12 protein-coding genes are annotated in these 19,623 nt (G+C 62.5%); 9 read left to right on the top strand and 3 right to left on the bottom strand.

Annotated features, from left to right (window positions below; translation table 11 throughout):
• Positions 1 to 65: 65 nt before the first annotated feature.
• From J3474_RS08900 to J3474_RS08865, 8 genes are all read left to right on the top strand, one after another.
• Positions 66 to 3,161 carry a response regulator gene (locus J3474_RS08900; protein WP_207093854.1) on the top strand — a complete coding sequence of 1,032 codons (3,096 nt, stop codon included), beginning with the start codon at positions 66 to 68 and terminating at the stop codon, positions 3,159 to 3,161.
• The gene (locus J3474_RS08895) at positions 3,146 to 4,018 is read left to right on the top strand and encodes a protein-glutamate O-methyltransferase CheR (protein WP_207093853.1); all 873 of its coding nucleotides are present in this window, start codon (positions 3,146 to 3,148) and stop codon (positions 4,016 to 4,018) included. The genes J3474_RS08900 and J3474_RS08895 overlap by 16 nt, the downstream gene beginning before the upstream one ends.
• On the top strand, positions 4,008 to 5,825 hold the full coding sequence (locus J3474_RS08890; RefSeq protein WP_207093852.1) for a response regulator: 1,818 nt from the start codon (positions 4,008 to 4,010) through the stop codon (positions 5,823 to 5,825). Before J3474_RS08895 ends, J3474_RS08890 begins: the two co-directional genes overlap by 11 nt.
• A gap of 194 nt (positions 5,826 to 6,019) precedes the next feature.
• The gene (locus tag J3474_RS08885; RefSeq protein ID WP_207093851.1) at positions 6,020 to 6,709 is read left to right on the top strand and encodes a murein L,D-transpeptidase catalytic domain family protein; all 690 of its coding nucleotides are present in this window, start codon (positions 6,020 to 6,022) and stop codon (positions 6,707 to 6,709) included.
• A gap of 82 nt (positions 6,710 to 6,791) precedes the next feature.
• A complete protein-coding gene (locus J3474_RS08880; RefSeq protein WP_242528291.1) occupies positions 6,792 to 8,222 on the top strand; it encodes a L,D-transpeptidase family protein in 1,431 nt (476 codons plus the stop codon).
• Positions 8,223 to 8,438: 216 nt separating this feature from the next.
• Positions 8,439 to 9,020, top strand: coding sequence for a PAS domain-containing protein (locus J3474_RS08875; RefSeq protein WP_207093850.1), 582 nt, complete (start codon positions 8,439 to 8,441; stop codon positions 9,018 to 9,020).
• Positions 9,021 to 9,037: 17 nt separating this feature from the next.
• Positions 9,038 to 12,460, top strand: coding sequence for a CheR family methyltransferase (locus J3474_RS08870; protein ID WP_207093849.1), 3,423 nt, complete (start codon positions 9,038 to 9,040; stop codon positions 12,458 to 12,460).
• Positions 12,457 to 12,810 carry a response regulator gene (locus J3474_RS08865; RefSeq protein WP_013836468.1) on the top strand — a complete coding sequence of 118 codons (354 nt, stop codon included), beginning with the start codon at positions 12,457 to 12,459 and terminating at the stop codon, positions 12,808 to 12,810. Before J3474_RS08870 ends, J3474_RS08865 begins: the two co-directional genes overlap by 4 nt.
• A gap of 309 nt (positions 12,811 to 13,119) precedes the next feature.
• On the opposite strand, the gene J3474_RS08860 is transcribed toward J3474_RS08865, so the two are convergent.
• Both J3474_RS08860 and J3474_RS08855 read right to left on the bottom strand, forming a co-directional pair.
• On the bottom strand, positions 13,120 to 13,956 hold the full coding sequence (locus tag J3474_RS08860) for a Coq4 family protein (RefSeq protein ID WP_242528290.1): 837 nt from the start codon (positions 13,954 to 13,956) through the stop codon (positions 13,120 to 13,122).
• A gap of 29 nt (positions 13,957 to 13,985) precedes the next feature.
• The gene (locus J3474_RS08855; RefSeq protein ID WP_242528289.1) at positions 13,986 to 15,803 is read right to left on the bottom strand and encodes an acyclic terpene utilization AtuA family protein; all 1,818 of its coding nucleotides are present in this window, start codon (positions 15,801 to 15,803) and stop codon (positions 13,986 to 13,988) included.
• Between the two features lie 90 nt (positions 15,804 to 15,893).
• Between J3474_RS08855 and J3474_RS08850 the strand changes: the two genes are divergently transcribed.
• Positions 15,894 to 16,778: a helix-turn-helix transcriptional regulator gene (locus tag J3474_RS08850; protein ID WP_207093847.1), complete on the top strand. Its 885-nt coding sequence runs from the start codon at positions 15,894 to 15,896 to the stop codon at positions 16,776 to 16,778.
• 339 nt (positions 16,779 to 17,117) lie between these two features.
• Here J3474_RS08850 and J3474_RS08845 read toward each other — a convergent pair whose 3' ends face one another.
• On the bottom strand, positions 17,118 to 19,565 hold the full coding sequence (locus tag J3474_RS08845) for a TonB-dependent receptor (RefSeq protein WP_242528288.1): 2,448 nt from the start codon (positions 19,563 to 19,565) through the stop codon (positions 17,118 to 17,120).
• Between the last annotated feature and the right edge of the window lie 58 nt (positions 19,566 to 19,623).

Raw genomic sequence — 19,623 nt, 5'->3', positions numbered from 1 at the left:
AGACTGCGCAAGCCTCGCGCAGGAGTCGGAAGTACTTCTCACTCGCTCATCGTGTGGTTTTGGGGATGAAGGACAGGATCAAGTCCGGGCACCCCTCCCTGATCTATTTCGGCCTCGCCCTCTCCCTTCTCCTGCCCTTCCTTGCCGACCTGACCTTCCCCCTCGGCACTGCCGTCTGGGTGGTCTACCTCCTGCCCGTGGTGCTGGCCTATGTCGCGCCTTCACCGCTGGTGCCGCCCGTCATCGCCGCGGTAGCAACCTTGCTGGCCATACTCGGCTTCCTGTTCGCTCCGGCCGGCATCGACCCGACGCTTGCCATCACCAATCGCAGCGTCGGCACCGCGGTGACCTGGCTGCTTGCGGGGGTGGGCTATCTGTTCGTGCGCAACCGGCTGACGGTCCTGCATGAGCGCTGGCTGCAGGCCGGCCAGGTCGGGCTAGCGCGCGAGATCAGCGGCGAGAAGAAACTGGATGAACTGGGCGATGCCGCGCTGCGATATCTGTCCGGCTATCTCGGAGCCAGCGCCGGAGCGATCTACATTCGCAACGGCCAGGGATATCGCCGCCATGCCACGTACGGCGTTCCCGCCGAAGCCCCGATACCCTCCAGTTTCGATATCGGCGACGGACTTCTCGGACAGGCGGTCAGAGAGCGGCGCGCCTTCGTGCTGGATCAGGTCCCCGACGGTTATCTCTACTTCGGTTCGGGCCTTGGACAGGCAAAACCGGCGACCTTGCTGATTGCCAATACCTATGCCGACGGCGTGGTCAACGCGGTGATCGAGCTGGGCCTTCCGGCAGGCCGGATCGACCATGCGCGGGAATTTCTGGAGAGGATCGAAGGTCAGCTGGGCGTCGCCATCCGCTCCGGCAAGTACAGGGAAAGGCTGCAGGAACTGCTCGCCGAGACGCAGCAGCAAGCCGAAGAGCTTCAGGCCCAGAGCGAGGAACTGCGCGCCAGCAACGAAGAACTGGAAACGCAGAGCCGCCAGCTTCAGGATTCCGCCAAGGAACTGGAAGCCCAGCAAAGCGAGCTTGAGCAGACCAACGCCCAGCTCGAGGAACAGGCGCGCCAGCTCGAAGTTCAGCGCGACGACCTGACGCGGGCGCAGAAGTCGCTCAAGGCACAGGCCGGAGACCTGGAACAGGCCAGCCGCTACAAGTCCGAATTCCTCGCCAACATGAGCCACGAACTGCGCACGCCGCTCAATTCCCTCCTGATCATGGCGCGGCTTTTGGCGGAAAACCGCTCCGGCAACCTGACCGAGGAACAGGTCAAGCACGCGCAGACCATCGAGACTTCGGGTAACGACCTCCTCATTCTGATCAATGACGTTCTCGACATCTCGAAGATCGAGGCAGGCAAGGTCGAGCTCGACCCCCATGTTACCGGCGTCTCGGGCATCGCCGAGAAGCTGCGGCGCCTGTTCGAACCGGCGGCGACGAACAAAGGCCTCGACTTCGCCATCGAGATAGAAGAACCGGACCTCGCCCTCGAAACCGATCCGCAGCGCGTCGAGCAAGTGCTCAAGAACTTCCTGTCCAACGCGATCAAGTTCACCGAACGCGGCCGGATTGCCCTCTCCATTGCCCGTCAGGACGATGACAGGATCGCCTTCACGGTGCATGACACCGGCGTCGGCATTCCAGCCGATCAACAAGGCGCGATCTTCGAGGCCTTCCGCCAGGCCGACGGGTCGGTCAGCCGCAAATACGGCGGGACCGGCCTTGGCCTGTCGATCTCGCGCGAACTGGCGCACCTGCTGGGCGGCGAAGTCTTTGTCGAAAGTGAGCCGGGCGAAGGAAGCGCCTTCACGCTCATCCTGCCCGCCAAGTTTTCGTCCCCGACAGGGGAGATTGCGCAGCGTCCCCCTCCAAAGCCTTCCGCACCGAGAAACAAACCCGCTCCGGCGGCCTGTCCGCCTGCCCGCTCTTCCCATGCGCCCGAAGACGATCGCGAGCGCCTCGCTGCGGACGGCCGGGTGATCCTCATCGTCGAGGACGATCCCGTCTTTGCCCGGATCCTGCGCGATCTCGTACGCGAACAGGGCTTTTCCACCCTGATCGCCGACACCGCCGACGAAGGCGCCCTGCTCGCCCGGCAATACATTCCCAGCGCCGTCATCCTCGACATGAACCTGCCCGATCACACCGGGCTTTCCGTACTCGACCGCATCAAGCGCGATGTGCGCACCCGCCACATCCCGGTGCACGTCGTCTCGGTCGACGACGAGAGCCAGACCGCACTTGCCAGCGGCGCAATCGGCTATCTGTTCAAGCCGGTGCAGCGCGAACAGCTCGTGCAGATGCTCGATAGCCTTGAGCAGCGCATGGTGCAGCGCATGCGCCGCGTGCTCGTCGTCGAGGACGATGCCAAGCAGGCCGAAAGCGTCAGTCTCCTGCTGGGTTCGCGCGATGTCGAGACGGTCGAGGCCTTCTCTGCGGCACAGTGTTTCGAGATGCTCGAGCGCGAGAGCTTCGACTGCATGGTCCTCGACCTCAACCTGCCCGACGCGTCTGGAATGGAACTACTCGAACGCCTGAGTGCGGACGAGAGCATGCCCTTCCCGCCGGTGATCGTCTATACCGGCCGCGACCTTTCCGCAGCAGAGGAGCTCAAGCTCCGCCGTTATTCCAAGTCGATCATCGTCAAGGGCGCCAAGTCCCCCGAGCGCCTGCTCGATGAAGTCACCCTGTTCCTGCACAAGGTCGTCTCCGACCTCCCCGAGCCGCAGCAGCAGTTGATCGTCAAGTCGCTGAACCGCGACGAGGCGCTGCAGGGGCGCAACGTGCTTGTCGTCGAGGACGACATTCGCAACATCTACGCCCTGTCGAGCGTGCTGGAACCGCACGGCGTCAATGTCCGCATCGCGCGCAACGGGATCGAGGCGCTCAATTCACTGGACGAGGCGATGACCGGCAATACGCCCGTCGAGCTGGTTCTGATGGACGTGATGATGCCGGAAATGGACGGCCTGACCGCCACCCGCAAGATCCGCGAGCGCGAGTGGGGACGCTCCCTGCCGATCATCGCCCTGACCGCCAAGGCGATGGAGCGCGATCAACAGGAATGCATCGAGGCCGGTGCCAGCGACTATCTTTCCAAACCTCTCGACGTCGACAAACTCCTGAGCCTGGTGCGGGTATGGATGCCGCGTTGATCGAAACCTTCGAACCGCACGAGGAGATCGAGCTGGATCTCCTGCTCGAGGCAATCTGGCGCCACTACCATTACGATTTCCGCGGCTATTCGCGCGGTTCGTTGCACCGGCGCCTGGTGCGGGCGATGCAGAGGTTTCGCTGCACCAGCCTTTCCGAGCTGCAGCACCGGATCCTGCGCGAGCCTGCGGCTTTCGCAGAGCTGATGGGATTCCTGACCATCCAGGTGAGCGAGATGTTTCGCGACCCCGGCTATTTCCGCGTCCTGCGGGAAAACGTCATCCCGCATCTCAAGACCTTTCCCTCGATCAAGATCTGGATCGCGGGATGCGCCAACGGCGAGGAGTTCTACTCACTCGCCATTCTCCTGCGCGAGGAAGGGCTGGAGGATCGGGCGATCTACTATTGCACCGACATCAGCCCGGCCGCCCTCAAGCGCGCGCAGGCCGGCGTATACGACCTCGACCGGATGGCGCAGTTCACCGAAAACCACCAGCAGTCCGGTGCGCGTACATCGCTGTCGGAATATTACACCGCGGCTTATGGTAGCGCGGTGTTCGACAAGTCCTTGCGCCGGCGCGCCGTTTTTGCCGAACACAATCTGGCCAGTGACGAGGTCTTTTCCGAAGTCCACCTCGTTTCCAGCCGCAACGTGCTCATCTACTTCGACCGGCCGCTACAGGACAGGGCACTCGGCCTGTTCGCGGACTCACTCGTTCGCGGCGGATTTGTGGGGCTCGGGACCAAGGAGACCCTGCGCCTTTCGCGCTATTCCCCGGCCTTCGGCGATTTCGACGATCACATGAAGATCTACCGTCGCAACACCCTGCCGCTGCGAGAGATTACCCATGCACCTTGACCCCATCCGTATCCTCGCCGTTGACGACATCGCCGAGAATCTCGTTGCCCTCGATGCCCTGCTCGCTGATGGCGAAGTCGAGATCCTGCAGGCCCGATCAGGCGAGGAAGCTCTGGAACTCCTGCTCTGCCACGATGTCGCACTGGCGCTGCTCGATGTGCAGATGCCAGGCATGGATGGCTTCGAACTGGCCGAATTGATGCGGGGGCTCGAACGGACGCGTTCGATCCCGATCCTCTTCCTCACCGCAGTCGCCACCGATGAACGCCGCCGCTTTCGCGGCTATGAAGCAGGCGCGGTCGATTACCTCCTCAAGCCGGTCGACACCCATATCCTGCGCAGCAAGGTCAATGTCTTCACCGAGCTGTACGCCCAGCGGCGCGAACTGGCCCGCCAGCGCGACGATCTGGCCACTGCACTGGCCCGGCTCACCGCGCACAGCGACAACTCCCCGCTCGCAATCGTCGAACTCGACAGTGCCCAGCAAGTGATTGCCTGGTCGAACGGTGCCGAACGCCTGTTCGGCTGGCGCGCGGCGGAAGTGAAAGGATATAACGCCAGCCGGATCGGCTGGCTCAGCGCCGAAGATGCCGACACGTTCAGCGCACTCGTCGGCAACATGATCGACGGAAAGGCCAACCGCGAAACACATACGCTCCGGTTTCTGACAACGACCGGCTTTACCTTGACCTGCGAATGTTACTGTTCGGCAATCTACGATCCTGCCGGGCAGTTGATCTCCGTGAACGTACAGATCCTGGACATTACCGACCGCGTTCGGGCCGAAGAAGCGCAGCGCCTGCTCAATGGCGAGCTCAATCACCGGGTGAAGAACACGCTTGCCACGGTTCAGGCCATATCCCGCCAGACCTTGCGCTTTTCCTCCGGCCCGGGGGATTTCTCCACCACTTTCCTGGGGCGTATCGACGCCTTGGCAAAGGCACATTCGCTGCTAAGCAGCGCCACCTGGCAGGGCGCAGACCTTCGCCAGCTCATCGCCGGGCAGGTCGCGATCGGGACTTTCGACCCCGCTCGGGTCGAGGCGCAGGGGCCGGACGTCGACCTGGGGCCCGAACCCGCCCTGCACCTTGCGCTGGTCCTGCACGAACTCGTCACCAATGCCCACAAGTACGGCGCTCTCTCAGGGCCTGAGGGCACTGTGTCGCTGAACTGGGAGATCGCTGACGATCGGCTGAAACTCGACTGGGTGGAAAGCGGCGGCCCGCTCGTGGAGGCGCCTACGCGGACGGGCTTTGGCAAGACGATGATCGAACGCAGTCTGGCAGCCGATGGCGGCGGCGCGACGATGCACGCCGATCCGGCCGGCATGAAGTGGGAACTCGTTCTTCCCTGTCCAGCCTCCGCCAGGGCCGCACGCAAGCAGCCCGAAGCGCAAGGAGACGCGATGCGCAAGCCAGAAGCCGATGCCCCCGTCTGCACCCTTGCCGACATGCGGATCCTCGTCATCGAGGACGAACCGCTGGTTTCCATAGAGCTCATGACAATCATCGAAGATGCCGGCGGTATCGTCACAGGTTCGGCATCGACCGTCGCGTCCGCACTCCGCCTGATCGAAAGCACCGAAGCGGACGGCGCGATCCTCGACGGCAATCTTCGCGGGGAATCGGTGGAAGGCATCGCCGCGACCCTGCACGCGCGCGGCATCCCCTTCGCCTTCGTCAGTGGATACGGCCGCGAGAACCTGCCAGCCGGTTCCGAGGATGTCCCGCTTCTTTCCAAGCCATTCCGTTCGGACCAGATCGTATCGGCAATCAACGCATTCACGAAGCTTGCAGCCCCTTCGTAAAGCAGAAATACGCCATCGCTCGAACATTGCCGCATCCAGGTATTCGAACGAATCGCAGGTCGGAAATCTGAGTGAAAGGCACGTTTCACAATTGAACACTTGATCGGCTTAAGGTCACAAGTGCACGAAAAAAGCCACGTTCCGGGCCAGATTAGGCCTTAAATCGCGCGCACAAATTCCCCATAATAAAGGGCATGTTTAAGGAGCCGTCCGAATTCAACAGACGTAACTTGCTATTCGCTGGAGCGACTTTCGCTGCCGCTGCATTGATCAAACGTTCGTCACCCGCTCCGGTTCCCGCGCTACCCTCCGCATCCGCCAAGCCGTGGCGCAGTCCCGCGGTAGCAAGACACTCGCCCGTCGGGCCGAAGTTCGATGTAAATCCCAAACTGCTGGAGAAAGCGCTCGCCGCGCTCGATACGCATTCGGGACGGATCCGGGATCATGGCCGAATCGCTCTCGTCGACTTTTCGGTTTCCTCTTCGAGGCGAAGGATGCACTTCCTCGACATCGAAAATGGCAAGACAAAACAGATCCTTGTTGCGCACGGTTCCGGCTCGGACCCCGACCATACCGGCTTTGTCGAGCGGTTTTCGAACGCTATCGGGTCGAATGCCTCCAGCCAGGGCGCCTTTCTGACCGACGATTACTACGTCGGCAAGCATGGCCGATCGCAGCGACTGATCGGCCTCGATCCCACGAACGACAACGCTCTAGACCGCGCCATCGTGTTGCATAGCGCATGGTATGCGAACGAGGACATGATCCATACGCATGGAATGCTGGGACGCAGCCAGGGATGCTTCGCTGTGGGGGAGACGCACCTTGACGATCTCTTCTCGTTTCTTGGCAAGGGTCGCATGATTTACGCGGGCCGCGCCTGAACTCTTCGCGCCGTTACTTTTCCGGCCATGCAACATCGGTGATGCACAATCGTTAACATACAGGTCTTTCAAGGAGATCCGTGTGCGAAAGAGTGTCATTGCCGCTTCGATCATGGTCTTGACCATGACGCTTGCCGGCTGCGGAGCAACATCGGGAGATGCCAATGGGCAGGCGTCGGGCTCCGGCCAGCTGAGCTGGAGTTCATCGAGCCAGCGTCAATTGCGTGAAGCGCTCGACCAGCGCGCCGTGCACGGGCTCGATCACGTCACCTTCGCGGCAGACGGCGCATCGCAGGCAGGCGAGGCCTTTACCCAGGAAGCACTGCGTTACGCCCGTGCGCTTGCCCAGGGTGCCTCCTCGCCTGAGGAACTCTTCAAGATCTACACCATCCCTCGTCCGCACCCCGATCTCCTTCAGGGGCTGACGAGGGCCCTGGCCGACGGGAATCTGGAAAGCTGGCTCAATGGCCTGGCTCCGCAGAGCGCGGCCTATCGCCGCCTGTCGAAAGCCTACATGGAGCTCAAAAACAAGCAGGCGTCCCCCTCCCCCGAGATTCCCCTTGAGGAGGACCCGCTGGAGCCCGGTGACAGCGATCCACGCGTTGCTGCGGTCGCCCGGCAGCTTGCCGCCTCGGACTATCTGGACAACCCGTCCGGCACCGGCAATCGCTACTCCCCGGACATGGTCCGCGCAGTCAAGCGCATGCAGGCCGACTATGGCATCAAGCCCGACGGCATCATCGGCAAGGACGCGCTTGAGATCCTCAATCTCTCGGATACCGACAGGGCGCGTGCGCTTGCCGTTGCCATGGAGCGACTGCGCTGGCTCGAGCGCGATCCGCCGGCAACCCGCATCGATGTGAATACCGCTGCGGGCAGGCTGACTTACTGGCGCGATGGCAAGGTTGTCGACACACGCAAGGCCGTCGTCGGCGAGCCGGGCCGGGAAACACCCCAGCTGGGTTCTCCAATCTACCGACTGGTGGCCAACCCGACATGGACTGTCCCCCGGTCGATCCAGGAAAAGGAGTTCGCAGGCAAAGGCGGCGATTACCTGCAAAGCCACAACATGGCCTGGCAAAACGGCTGGATCGTTCAGCAGTCGGGGCCCGAGAATTCCCTGGGCCTGGTCAAGTTCGACATGAAGAACGACCACGCAATCTATCTGCACGACACACCGGCAAAGTCACTGTTCCAGGAAGTGCAGCGGCAACGCAGCCATGGCTGTGTGCGTGTGCAGGACGCGCTGGGCTTTGCCGAATTGCTCGCCCGCGACGAAGGCGTGCTCGACCAATGGCGCAAGTCCCGCGCCAAGGGCGATGAGACGTTCGTGCCGCTGCCGCGCGAAATCCCGGTGAGGCTGCTCTACCAGACCGTCCTGTTCGATGCGAAGGGCGCCCCGGTGGTCCGCGCCGATCCCTACGCTTGGGATGATCGCGTGGCCGTCGCACTGGGTTTCCCATTGGCAAAGAGCCACTTGCTGCGCAATCCCAGCGGAGACGTCGGACCATGATATCGCTTTCGCGCTGCGTCCTCGCGAGACGTAAGGCTCGACTACGACAGGCGAATTCTGCGACAGGCGAATTCTGCGTAGAAACAACGCGGTCGACACAGGCTGACCGAGTAGATGGCTCGTGACGCGCGCCGGCGATTGGAGCAAGACCTGTTGCGCTGCAGATCTCGGGGAACCGGGATCGATCTGGATACTTTTGATACGTCGTGTGGAGCGATGGAACATGGAGATGCCTGCGTGCAGGATGAGACGGTACCAGAGAAGCTTCGCACGTTCTTTCAGGATTCCCCTGTTGCCCTTGCGCTGGCTGCCCCGGCCCGTGACAATCCCCTCATCCTCGTCAACGGACGCTTCGTGGCGCTGACCGGCTATTCCAACGCTGAACTGGCGGGTCGCAATTGCCGCGTCCTGCAGCAAGACGCGGATAACCGCGAAGCACGGGCAAAGCTGCGGGCCTTCCTCGACGACGAGGACGCCCCGAACGTGCGCACCCCGATCCTCAATTTCACCAAGGACGGCACGCCCTTCGTGAACCTGCTCTACATGTCGCGGCTGCGGCAAGCGGATGGTGAAGCGCGCTACATCTTCGCCTCGCAATTCGATGTCAGTCGCGCCCGGCCCGAGCGCCTGCAGGCCTATGATCGCGACCTCGGCCAGACCCTGACCAAGCTGAGCCCCGTCGCAGCGGAAAGCGGCATCATCGTCGAAGGTACGCTGACCTCCATCGCCAACTCGGCGGCAACGATCGCGCAGGCGAAACTTTCGCTCGCGGGTCTGGATGACAGTTCCTTGCTGTGAGCCAGGGCGACGAACACATGGATGCGGGCAACCGCGCTGACGCCGGGACAAGTGTTCCAGTCATCGGGATCGGCGCGTCCGCTGGCGGTCTGGAAGCCTTGCGCGAAATGCTCTCGGCCGCCCGGCCACCGACGAACCTCGCATTCGTGGTCGTCCAGCATCTCGATCCCAATCACGAAAGCCTGCTCGCCCAGCTTCTCGATCGAGCGAGTCCGCTCGACGTCCTCCAATGCGAAGGCGGCGAGGAACTGCAGCCCGAGCGCGTCTACATCATCCCACCGGGTCGCGGCCTCGCCATCCGCGAGGGCAAACTGCAACTGACCGACTTCGCGCAGCCGCGCGGCCTGCGCCGTCCGATCGACGACTTCTTCATTTCCCTGGCCGCCGACCAGCAGGCCAATGCCGCCTGCGTGATTCTCTCCGGGACCGGCGCCGACGGATCGACCGGGCTTCGCGCGATCAAGGAACATGGCGGCGTCTGCGTCGTCCAGCAGCCCGAGACCGCACGGTATGACGGGATGCCCGTTGCAGCAGTCGGTACCGGTCTTGTCGATTACGTGAAGGCCCCCGGCGAAATCCTCGACTGCCTGCTGTCCTTTTTCCAGCGACGCTCGGGAGAGCCGCAGGATCAGGCGGGCCGGCTCGTCGCCGACCATGTCGACGATCTGTGCGCCACCTTGCGCAAGGTCATCGGTCACGACTTCTCCGGCTACAAGCGCTCGACGCTGGTCCGCCGCGTCGAGCGTCGCATGCATGTACTCAGCATCGACAGTGCCAGCGCCTACGTCCAACGCGTGCGCACCGATCCGGGAGAATGCGAGGCGCTGTTCCGCGACCTGTTGATAAACGTTACCCGCTTCTTTCGCGATCCTGACATATTCGAGGCCCTGCGCGCCAGGGTCGTCGAGCCACTGCTAAAGGAACGGAACGCAGAGGAAGAAATTCGCGTCTGGGTTCCGGGCTGTTCCAGCGGCGAAGAAGCCTACAGCATAGCCATGCTCTTTGCCGAGGCTGCTCGCGATCAGGGTCTGGCAAACCCGGTGCAGATCTTTGCAACCGACATCGACGAACAGATGCTGCAGGTCGCGCGCGAGGGAAGCTATCCCGCGGCCGCGCTGGCTGACATCCCCTCGCCCATGCGCGAACGCTGGACAGTCCCGCACGGTGAACGGTTCTCGATTGCCGGTCAGATCCGCGACCTGATCCGCTTTTCGAACCACAGCGTCATCAAGGACCCGCCCTTCTCGCGCATCGACCTGGTGTCATGCCGCAATCTGCTGATCTATTTCGACGACCGGCTGCAGCAGTCGGTCATGCCGATCCTGCATTACGCGCTCAAGCCGGGCGGCTACCTGTTCCTCGGCCCGTCGGAAAGTATCGGCCGCTTCGACAACATGTTCCCAGCGCTGGATCATCACGCTCATATCTTCGAACGTGCCCCGGGCGATCCCATCTACCCGATCGACCTTCCAGCGAACGAGTACAATCAGCCGAGCCGCAATTCCAGCTCGGCCATGAACATCGGCAAGATGAAAATATCGGAAGGTGGGATGGCGATCAAGCGTCTGGCGGAGGGCTACGCACCGCCGGCGATGGTCGTCAACCAGGACGGCGCGGTGCTCTCCGCCTACGGCAAGCTCAGCCGCTACTTCGACTTTCCGGTGACCCGCACCGGTGGATCGAACGCAATTTCGCTGGCCAAGCCGGGACTTCGCGACGTCCTGGGCCCCCTGGTGCGTCAGGCCCGTGACAGCGGCAAGCGGGTCATCGCACGGGAGGTCGACGTCACTTCCGACTATGGCGTCCAGCCGATCGAGGCCATCGGCGAACCGCTGGGCGATGGCACCTTGCTGCTGATCTTCCGCGACCGGGGCCCATTCGCGCCATTCGCGGCCGCCGATCTGTCCGAGATCGAAAGCGGCGACGATCACATGGAGGCGCTGGAGGAGGAGCTGCGGCTCACCCGGCACAAACTGCGCACCGCGGTAGAGGAACTGGAGACAGCCAACGAGGAACTGAAAAGCTCCAACGAAGAAATGATGTCGATGAACGAGGAGCTGCAATCGACCAACGAGGAGCTCTCAACCGTCAACGACGAATTGAAGAGCAAGGTCGACCAGCTCACCGTGGCCAACTCCGACTTGCGCAATTTCTTCGAATCCACCGAGCTGGCCGTGATCATCCTCGATCGCGATCTTCGCATCCGCAGCTATACCGAGGCGGCTACCACGATCTTCCCGCTGCAGGTAACCGACCGGGGCCGTTCGATCGCCGATGTTGCGACGCGGCTCGACGAGGGCAACTACCTGGACGATGCCCGCGCCGTCGCCACCCACGGCGAGCCCGTCCAGCGCCGCGTGCACACGCGAGACGGCAAGCGCACTCTCTCGCTGCGCGTACTGCCCTACCGCACCCAGCATGGCACGATCGATGGCGCGACCCTGGTACTGACCGACATCACCGAGGCGCTATCCATGGAACACGATCTGGCCGCCGAGCGTGAGCGCCTCGATCTTGCCATCAGGGCCGGCGGCATCGGGGTTTGGGAATACAGCGTCGATAGCGGCGAACTGATCGCCGACGCCACCAATCGCCGCCTTCTGGGCCTGCCGCCTACCGGCGACGTGCGGATCGACGATGCGTTCGCGAACGTCCATCCTGAGGACCGCGCGACGATCGAGGCGAGCCTGCGCAAGGCCAGCGCCGCCAACGACGATTTCGAAGCCTCGTTTCGGGTCATGCTGCCGGACGACAGCGTCCGGCACCTCAAGAGCTTCGGTCGCCTGATATCGAGTTCGGAACCCAAACGCCTCGTGGGTGCAGCGATCGACATGACCCCGGAATACGCGCTGGCGGAAACCAGGGCGCTGATGCTGCGCGAGATGAACCACCGGGTAAAGAACCTCTTCGCGGTGGTCAGCGGCATGATTTCGGCTGCCGGCCGCTCGCACGACGACGTGCGCAGCTACAGCGAGGACTTGCGCGAACGGATTGCCGCGCTGGGACGTGCGCATTCGCTGGCCGCGCCTTCGGGCGACCAGCAGTCGATCCCCTTGCGCGCATTGATCGAGACGACAACCGCCCCCTATGACGGCCACGCGCGGATCGAGTTGCACGGCCCGGATGTCTCCATCGAGCGCTCCTGCCTCTCCTCGTTGGCGCTGATCCTTCACGAATGGACGACCAATGCCGCGAAGTACGGCGCGCTCGGCTCCGGCAATGGCGCCCTCGTCGTTACATGGGAGCTGGGCGAGGAAGGCCTGGACCTCAACTGGACCGAGCGCAGCCAGGGAAGCGTCGAGATACCGGAGGGCAGCGGCTTCGGAACGCTGCTGGTTACGACGTCCGCCCGCCAGCTCAAGGCCGAACTGTCGCGAGAAGTGAACGATGACAGCTATAGGCTGCGCATACAGCTTCCGCCCAAGGTGATGCTGGCATGACCCGCTCCGTGCTCATCGCCGAAGACGAACTGATCGTCGCGCTCGACCTGGAAGCCATCGTCGAGGAGGCCGGTTTCGCGGTCTCGCGGACCTGCGAGTCCCTGTCTTGCACGCAGGAGGCACTCGATCACGGGATGCCCGCCTGTGCAATCCTAGACGTGCGTTTGGTGGATGGAGAAGTCTATCCGGCCGCGGATCGGCTCCATGCTGCCGGCGTGCCCATCATCTTCCACTCCGGCCATGCCGACGAGGCGCAATTGCGGGACCGCTACCCGGACGCCCAATTCTGCCCAAAGCCCAGCTCACCCTGGTCCCTGCGCGACGCCCTGCAACGCGCGCTGGCCGGGTAGCCGTTCCCACTCCTTCGTGTTCCCGCTCCGCGCAACCGCACCTTTCGGGCAGCGCGCAGCCTCGCTTTCCAGCCTCTTCCCGACTGGATTTCGTGCCGGGATCAAGGAGGCGGAAAGGATGGCAATTCGGGTTCGGGGCCGCCGCCCTCCCGCTTCGCCGGGCCCCTTCCGCAAGGGGCGGCACTTGCTCGCAGTCCTGCGGCGCAGGACTTAACTTAGGCCTTACCGTCCAACGTTGCCTGTATTCAAGCGGCGAGAGCCCTGTCGCGCGCCTAAGAGCCCCCCGTAGATCCGCAATACCTCCCACGTCTACCTGTATTCTTCCCAGGCCAGTGAGGCCTCGCTGGTATCGACCGGAAAAACCGCCCGGATGCCCAGGGCCTCGCGCGCCTCCACTATCGGCAGGTGGAACACGTCTTCGTATTTCATCATGAATATGGGCTGCGACTGCTCGCCCACGCGCATTCCGGCCTGAGCTGCGGCAAGGGCAGCGAGGAAGGACTGCTGGTAGTGCAGCCCCGTGCGCGAAAGAAGCCTTAGCGCCCCCAGCAGTTGCCCGGCGTTGACCGGTCCGGCAAGCGCGGGATCGAGAAACCTCGGAACGTTGGACAGACGCGCGAAATAAGGAACCAGTTCGCCCAGAATGTCGAAGTTGCCGCCAGTGACGATGTGCTCCAGATCATGGGTCTGACCGCTGCGCAGCGCATAATATTCGAACTGGGACCTGGGCTCGAAGCGCGGAACGATGTCGATCTCGAAGCCATTGTCGGTCAGGTATTTTCCGAAGGTATGGCCAAGCGAACCTTCGGGATGGGCAAGCAGGTCCTTGACGCCGAAGGTCGAGGAGAAACCCTCCGCGAACCATTTATCGAGTTCGGGCCATTTGAGCCGTTGCTCGCTGAAGAGCGTCTCGATCAGGTCCAGATCGAGCACGTCGCGCAAGATGCGGTGCAGTTCGTAGGAATCCGCCGAGGTCGGCCGATCCTTGCCGCTACGCCGCAGGAAGCTTGTCGCGATCCAGTCGCGCAGGCGCAGCTCGTTGAGATAGGGTGACGAGCTGACGAGAACACTGCTCTGCGTGGCGATGCCCTTAATCCCGCGAAGCAGATAGGGAATGTCGTCATTGGTCTGCATGGTCTTGCGCATCCTCCTCGATTTCGTGGATCTGCCTGCGGTCAGGCACTTAATGAGCGGGCAAGGCTGGCCGGCACCATGACCGGCATTTCGAGCAGGAACTGCCCCATCGTCTTGGCCGCTGCGTCAAACCGCGGCGACATGTTGATCCCCCCGCCCTGCGCATCGTGAACGACAAGGTTCAGCGCTTCGCATCCGGGCGCGAGGTAGACATCGACACGCGCCCGGGCGGGATCGTCGAACTGCTCGCGGTACCAGCGCGCAACCGCTTCGGCCGACAGGCATGCCCGGATGTACGGCAGAAATTCGGGGCGCCGCGCGATCACGCCGACATTGAACAGGCGCCCCTTGTCGCCGCTGCGCGCCCATGCGAGCCGGACGAGCGGAACCTGCGTATGTCCGTCTTTCGGCGCATCAAACGCTTCCACTTGCGGCAAGCATTGCGGGTCGAAACCCGCGAGGTCGGGGAAACGAAGCGGAATCTCTCGGCCCTCGATTTTGACGCAGGGTCGCACCCGGTCCTTGTCGATCAGGAACAGGAACATCTCGGTCAACGGCACGGCGCGGGGCGCAGCAACGATGGGCGCGATCGAGGTGCCCACAGCCATGTTCATGATTGCGGTCGATTGTTCGCGCCCGAACATGGCGGCAGCGGCGACGTCCTCGTGATCGACAACAATCTTCAGCAAGACTTCGCGCGGGTTCAGCGGCCGGGCCATTTCGCCATAGCTCACTTCGGTGCCGATAACCTCGACATGGGTCATGCGCCAATCGGGCTGAGAGCGCCCCTTGAGGATGTTCGAGGTGCGCTCCAGCAGCGCATCGGCAGTCCTTCGCGCCTTGGCCACCGCATCGATCCCGGCGATCGGGATCAGCGCAACCGACCGCCATCCCGCGTCATACGTCGCGCAGGCCTTGTATTGCGCCGTTGGCGGACGGCCCTTGGCACCCGAAACCCGAACGCGGTTCGCGCCAATCTGCTCGATGCGGACATCGGCGAAATCGCAAACGACGTCCGGAAGAAAATAGGCGCGCGGATCGCTGACCTCGTAAAGCAACTGCTCGGCCACGGTGCCGACCGAGACCAGACCCCCGGTGTCTTCAGGCTTGGTGATTATGCAGGTGCCGTCCGAGTGGCATTCGCCCACCGGAAAACCGATGTTCGCCCAATCCGGCACGTCCTGCCAGTCGGTGAAGGTTCCACCCGTCACTTGTGCGCCGCATTCCAGCAGATGCCCAGCCAGCGAGCCCGCTGCCAGAAGGTCGAATGCATCGTTATCCCACCCGAACTCGTGGATCAGCGGCCCAAGGATCAGCGCGCTGTCGACGACGCGGCCGGTGATCACGATGTCCGCTCCGGCATCGAGCGCCGCCGCAATCGGGAATGCTCCAAGATAGGCATTGACGCTGCCGATGGCGGCTTGCGGGAAGGGCTCGCCGCTGAACATCTCGCACACACCCTCGTCGCGCAGCTCCGAAACCAGGCCTTCGATGTCGTCGCCCGAAACGGCGGCAACCTTGATGTCCAGGCCGAGTTCGCGCCCTTTGCGGCGGATCAGTTCGGCCAGTTCCCCCGGGTTCAGTCCTCCGGCGTTCGAAATCACCTTGATCCCCCGCGCCTTCAACTCAGCAAGGTAGGACCCAATGTGAAGATCGACGAAGTCGGTCAGAAAGCCGGAGCGCGGATTGGCCTCCTTGAGGCGGCGCATGAGGCCCATCGCCCCTTCGCCAAGATAATCGAATGCAAGGTAGTCTATATCCGGTACACGCAGAAGCTGTGGCACGGCGATGAGGCTGTCGTTGAGGGCGCCTGCCGCGCCGCCGATTTTCACTACCTTCTTGACGTGTTCCTGGGCCACCCGATCCGCTCCCGATAAGCAGCTTGAACTGCCTTGTCGTCCGATGTGTAGAAACATGCCTCCGGGCAGTGTAGTAAGCGAATTCAGCCTATGACCCAGAGTGACAGCCTAATCCATCCGCAGCCGGACGATGCTGCATCCTGGCGGCGGCGCGAGCTTGCCACTTTCCTGCGTTCACGGCGCGCAAGACTGTCTCCAGCAAGCCACGGCATTCCCGAAGGCGGTCGCCGCAGGACCAGTGGGCTGAGACGCGAAGAAGTGGCCATGCTGCTGGGCGTTTCGGTGTCGTGGTACACCAAGCTGGAACAGGGACTGGACGTAACCGCCTCGCCGCGCCTGCTGGGCAAGATTGCGGACGTGCTGGCACTGACTTCGGTCGAACGCACGCAGCTCATGCATCTCGGGCTAGAGGATCAGGGAGCCGTAGCGGTGCCAGCGGTCGAGGAAATACTGGTGTCGGCACAGATGATCGTCGATGCCATGCACTATTCGCCCGCCTTCGTGCTGTCACCGCGCGCCGACTACGTCGCCTGCAATCGGGCGGCGCGGGCGTTCTTCGGCAATTTCGAGGATTTCGCAGGCAACGGAAACCAGTTGATCTCGCTATTTCTGGACAAGGCCGTCAGGGAAGTCCTGCCCGACTGGATGGAGTCTGCCCGCAGCCAGGTGGCCATGTTCCGCGCTGCGTTCGCGCGCAACATGCACGATCCCGATCTTCAGGCGCTCGTCATGCAGCTGCTGGAAGGGAGCGAGGAATTCAGGGACTTGTGGGAGCGCTATGAACTGCCGTCAGGAACTTCGCGGGATCTGAATTACCTGCTGCCGAGCGGTCAGCAGTGCCACTTCAGACACTTCACCTTCTTCGCGGACATGTCCGGCGAATTCAGGGTGGAAGTCTTCAACCCGATTGGCGAGGCAACCTTGCAATGGATGATCTCCATTGTGAGCGCCAAGGAAGCATCGGCGCACGGTTGACGCCCGCTTCACTGCCCACGCACCGGATCGCCTGGCCGCCGCCCTCAAGGAAACGGCAGCGGCATTCGCCAACGGCAATATGGCATCGCTGCCTTTCCCGATTGAGCGTACCGAGCCGGTAAACTTTCACAAGAAGTACGAAATTCACATCCGCCACTTGCTCAGTCCTGCTGCGCGGTGCGCGCAGCGGCTGGGTCTTCTTCAGCCAGGCTAAGGCCATCGGCCCGGTCTGCCAACCCACTGTCCTGAAGTGAGTGCCTGCAAGACCAACGGCGGCAGCGAGGCGATGATCCACCTCGCTGCCGGCCGTCATAAACCCGCGATAAATCCCCGCGATCCTCAGAGTTTCACCGACAGGTCGACGCCGTAAGTCACCGGATCGTCGAACATGCCGGTCGCGGTGATCCCGGTATTGGCATTGAAGTTCAGTTGTTGCTTGTTTGTGAGATTGCGGCCCCAAAGCGAGACGGTTGCAGTGGTCGGCCCCACCGGAATATCCATGACCGAAACGCGCGCATTGAGCGTCAGCAGAGCCTTCTGCGTGTTCATGTCGTTGATATAGCCGTTGTCATAGGCAATCCCCGCAGCGACAAAGCCCGCATCGCCGACCAGGCCGGAGCTTACCACGATCCTCGAGCGGTATGCACCGTCCACGCGCACGGACATGCGCGTGTCGCCTGCAAACGGCACGACGTATTCGGCAGAGACGTTCGACATGAACTCGGGCCGCAAGGACTTCGGATAATCCTGGACCCGGCTCACGGCGGCATTCGCCAGCACGGCCGGGTCGATTTCCAGGAACCTGAAGCTGGTATAGCTGCCCGATGCGCTCAGCGTCAGATGGTCGACCGGCACCGCAGTAATTTCAAGTTCGGCGCCATAGGCCCGCGACTTGCCGAAGTTCGTCGTGAAGGCGGACGAGGTGATCGGCTCGCAGGTTCCGCTCGGAGACGTGATGCAGCCCTCTGCAGAGAAAATCGCGGTCTGCTGGTTGGTGTAGCGTACGTGGAACAGGGCCAGGTTCGTGCGCAGACGGCGGTCGAACCACTCCGCCTTGACGCCGCCTTCGAAGGAATAGGCGCGTTCCTCCTTGTAGGGGATGGCCGCACCCTGGAAGACCTGGCCCGTCACGCTGTCTATTGCGAGCGGTCCCGGCGAGGAACCACCGGCAATGAAGCTGGTGACGTACTTGGCGTAGAGCAGAAGGTCGGGATTCGGCTTGTAAGTGATGTTGGCCAGGTAACTGAAATTGCCCTTCGAATAATTGAAGTTCGCGCCGGGCTCGCCTGCCGAGGTGTCGAAGAAGGTCTTGTCGTCCTGCGTGTAACGAATGCCGCCGGTCACATCGAGAGTATCGGACGCATGATAGGTCACCTGCCCGTAGCCCGCGACCTGCCGGACCTTGAAAAAGAAACTGCGGTCGAAATCGGTGATCGGATCGCCCGGATGGCTGTTGCCGGGGAAAGGCTGGAAGGCGTCGACGAGAATGAGGCCAAATGGATTCGTGTCCGGCGGCGTTCGGCGATTGTAGATGAACAACCCGCCCGTCGCCGTTACCGGCTGCGTCTCTATGCTGAACTGCAGTTCGTTGCTGAACTGGCGCAGTTGATTGCAGCAGCGCACGGACAGGAGCGCGAAGGGCGCGAAGGCGGTCGGGGTTCCATCGGGCGCATAGGCAATGGGCCCGATGACCGCGCCGGCTCCATCGAGGTTCGAGGTGAAGGCGTTGCGGTCAAGATTGCGCCAGCTCGTGGTATTCTTGATCGTGATGTGTTCGTTCGCCCTGTAGGTGGCCACGATCAGATGCGACCGCGTCCTGGTAGTGCTGGGCGCGGTGTTGTTGTTGAAGGCAATCCTGCCGCGCCTGGTCTGTATATATTCATCCAGCGGCGCCCCCCCGAAGTAGATCTGCGATGCCACCAGCTGGTAGGCGCCGATGCCCCCCGGTGTATCGGGAAACCCGAGCAGGTAGACAGGCGGCGGCGTGAACTTCTGGCGTGACCAGTCGAACTTGTAGTCGATCGTGAGATCGTCTGCCGGTTGCCAGCGAACGGCCGCATGTACGGCATTGGTGACGCTTTCATTGAGGTGCCTGACCGAGGTCAGTTCGCCCACCCGTCCCGACGTTTCGTTAGAGTAGTCGAGGGTGATTCGGTCGAAATTGCTGACGTTGCTTCGTCTCTCGTTATGCAGGTAGGAGATCGAGGCGCTCAAACCGTTCCACTCGGGCAGGTCGAGGCGGGTCTTGGTGCGAAACGAACCGAACCGCGAATAGCCCGCGTCTTCGGTAATTCCAAAAGTCCCGCGCGGGCCGGACGTGATGTAGTTGATTGCGCCGCCGGTCGAGTTGGTGCCGAAGAGCGTTCCGGCGGGTCCACGGATCACTTCGATCCGCTCGATGTCGGCAATGTCGAAGATAATGCCGCTGAGCGAGCCGAGGTAAACGCCGTCGATGTAATAGGAAATGCCGTTATCGACGGTAGGGTTCGAGGAAGCGCCCGACACCTGCCCACGTATCACCGTAGTCGGGATCGAACTCCCGCCGGGCTGCGTGACCACATATAGGTTGGGCGCGATCGAGCGCAGGTCAGCGATATTCTCGATACGCGCATTCTTGATCTCAGCCGACGTGATGGCGGTCACGGCGACAGGAACTTTCTGCAGGTTTTCCGTCCGCTTCTGCGCGGTCACGATGATTTCCTGGATCGCGCTGCCCGACCGGTCGGCGAATTGCTCTTCGCCGGAAGTCCTGTCCGGGCCTGACTGCGCGAGCGCCGGCCCAGCCACGATGCAGGTCGCGAATGCAAGAGTTGAACAGCCGACGACATAAATACGGCTCAAGTCC

Origin of the sequence: Novosphingobium sp. PY1, from assembly GCF_017312445.1 — a bacterium.
Classification (GTDB): Bacteria; Pseudomonadota; Alphaproteobacteria; order Sphingomonadales; family Sphingomonadaceae; genus Novosphingobium.
This window is presented reverse-complemented; position numbering and strand designations above follow the sequence as displayed.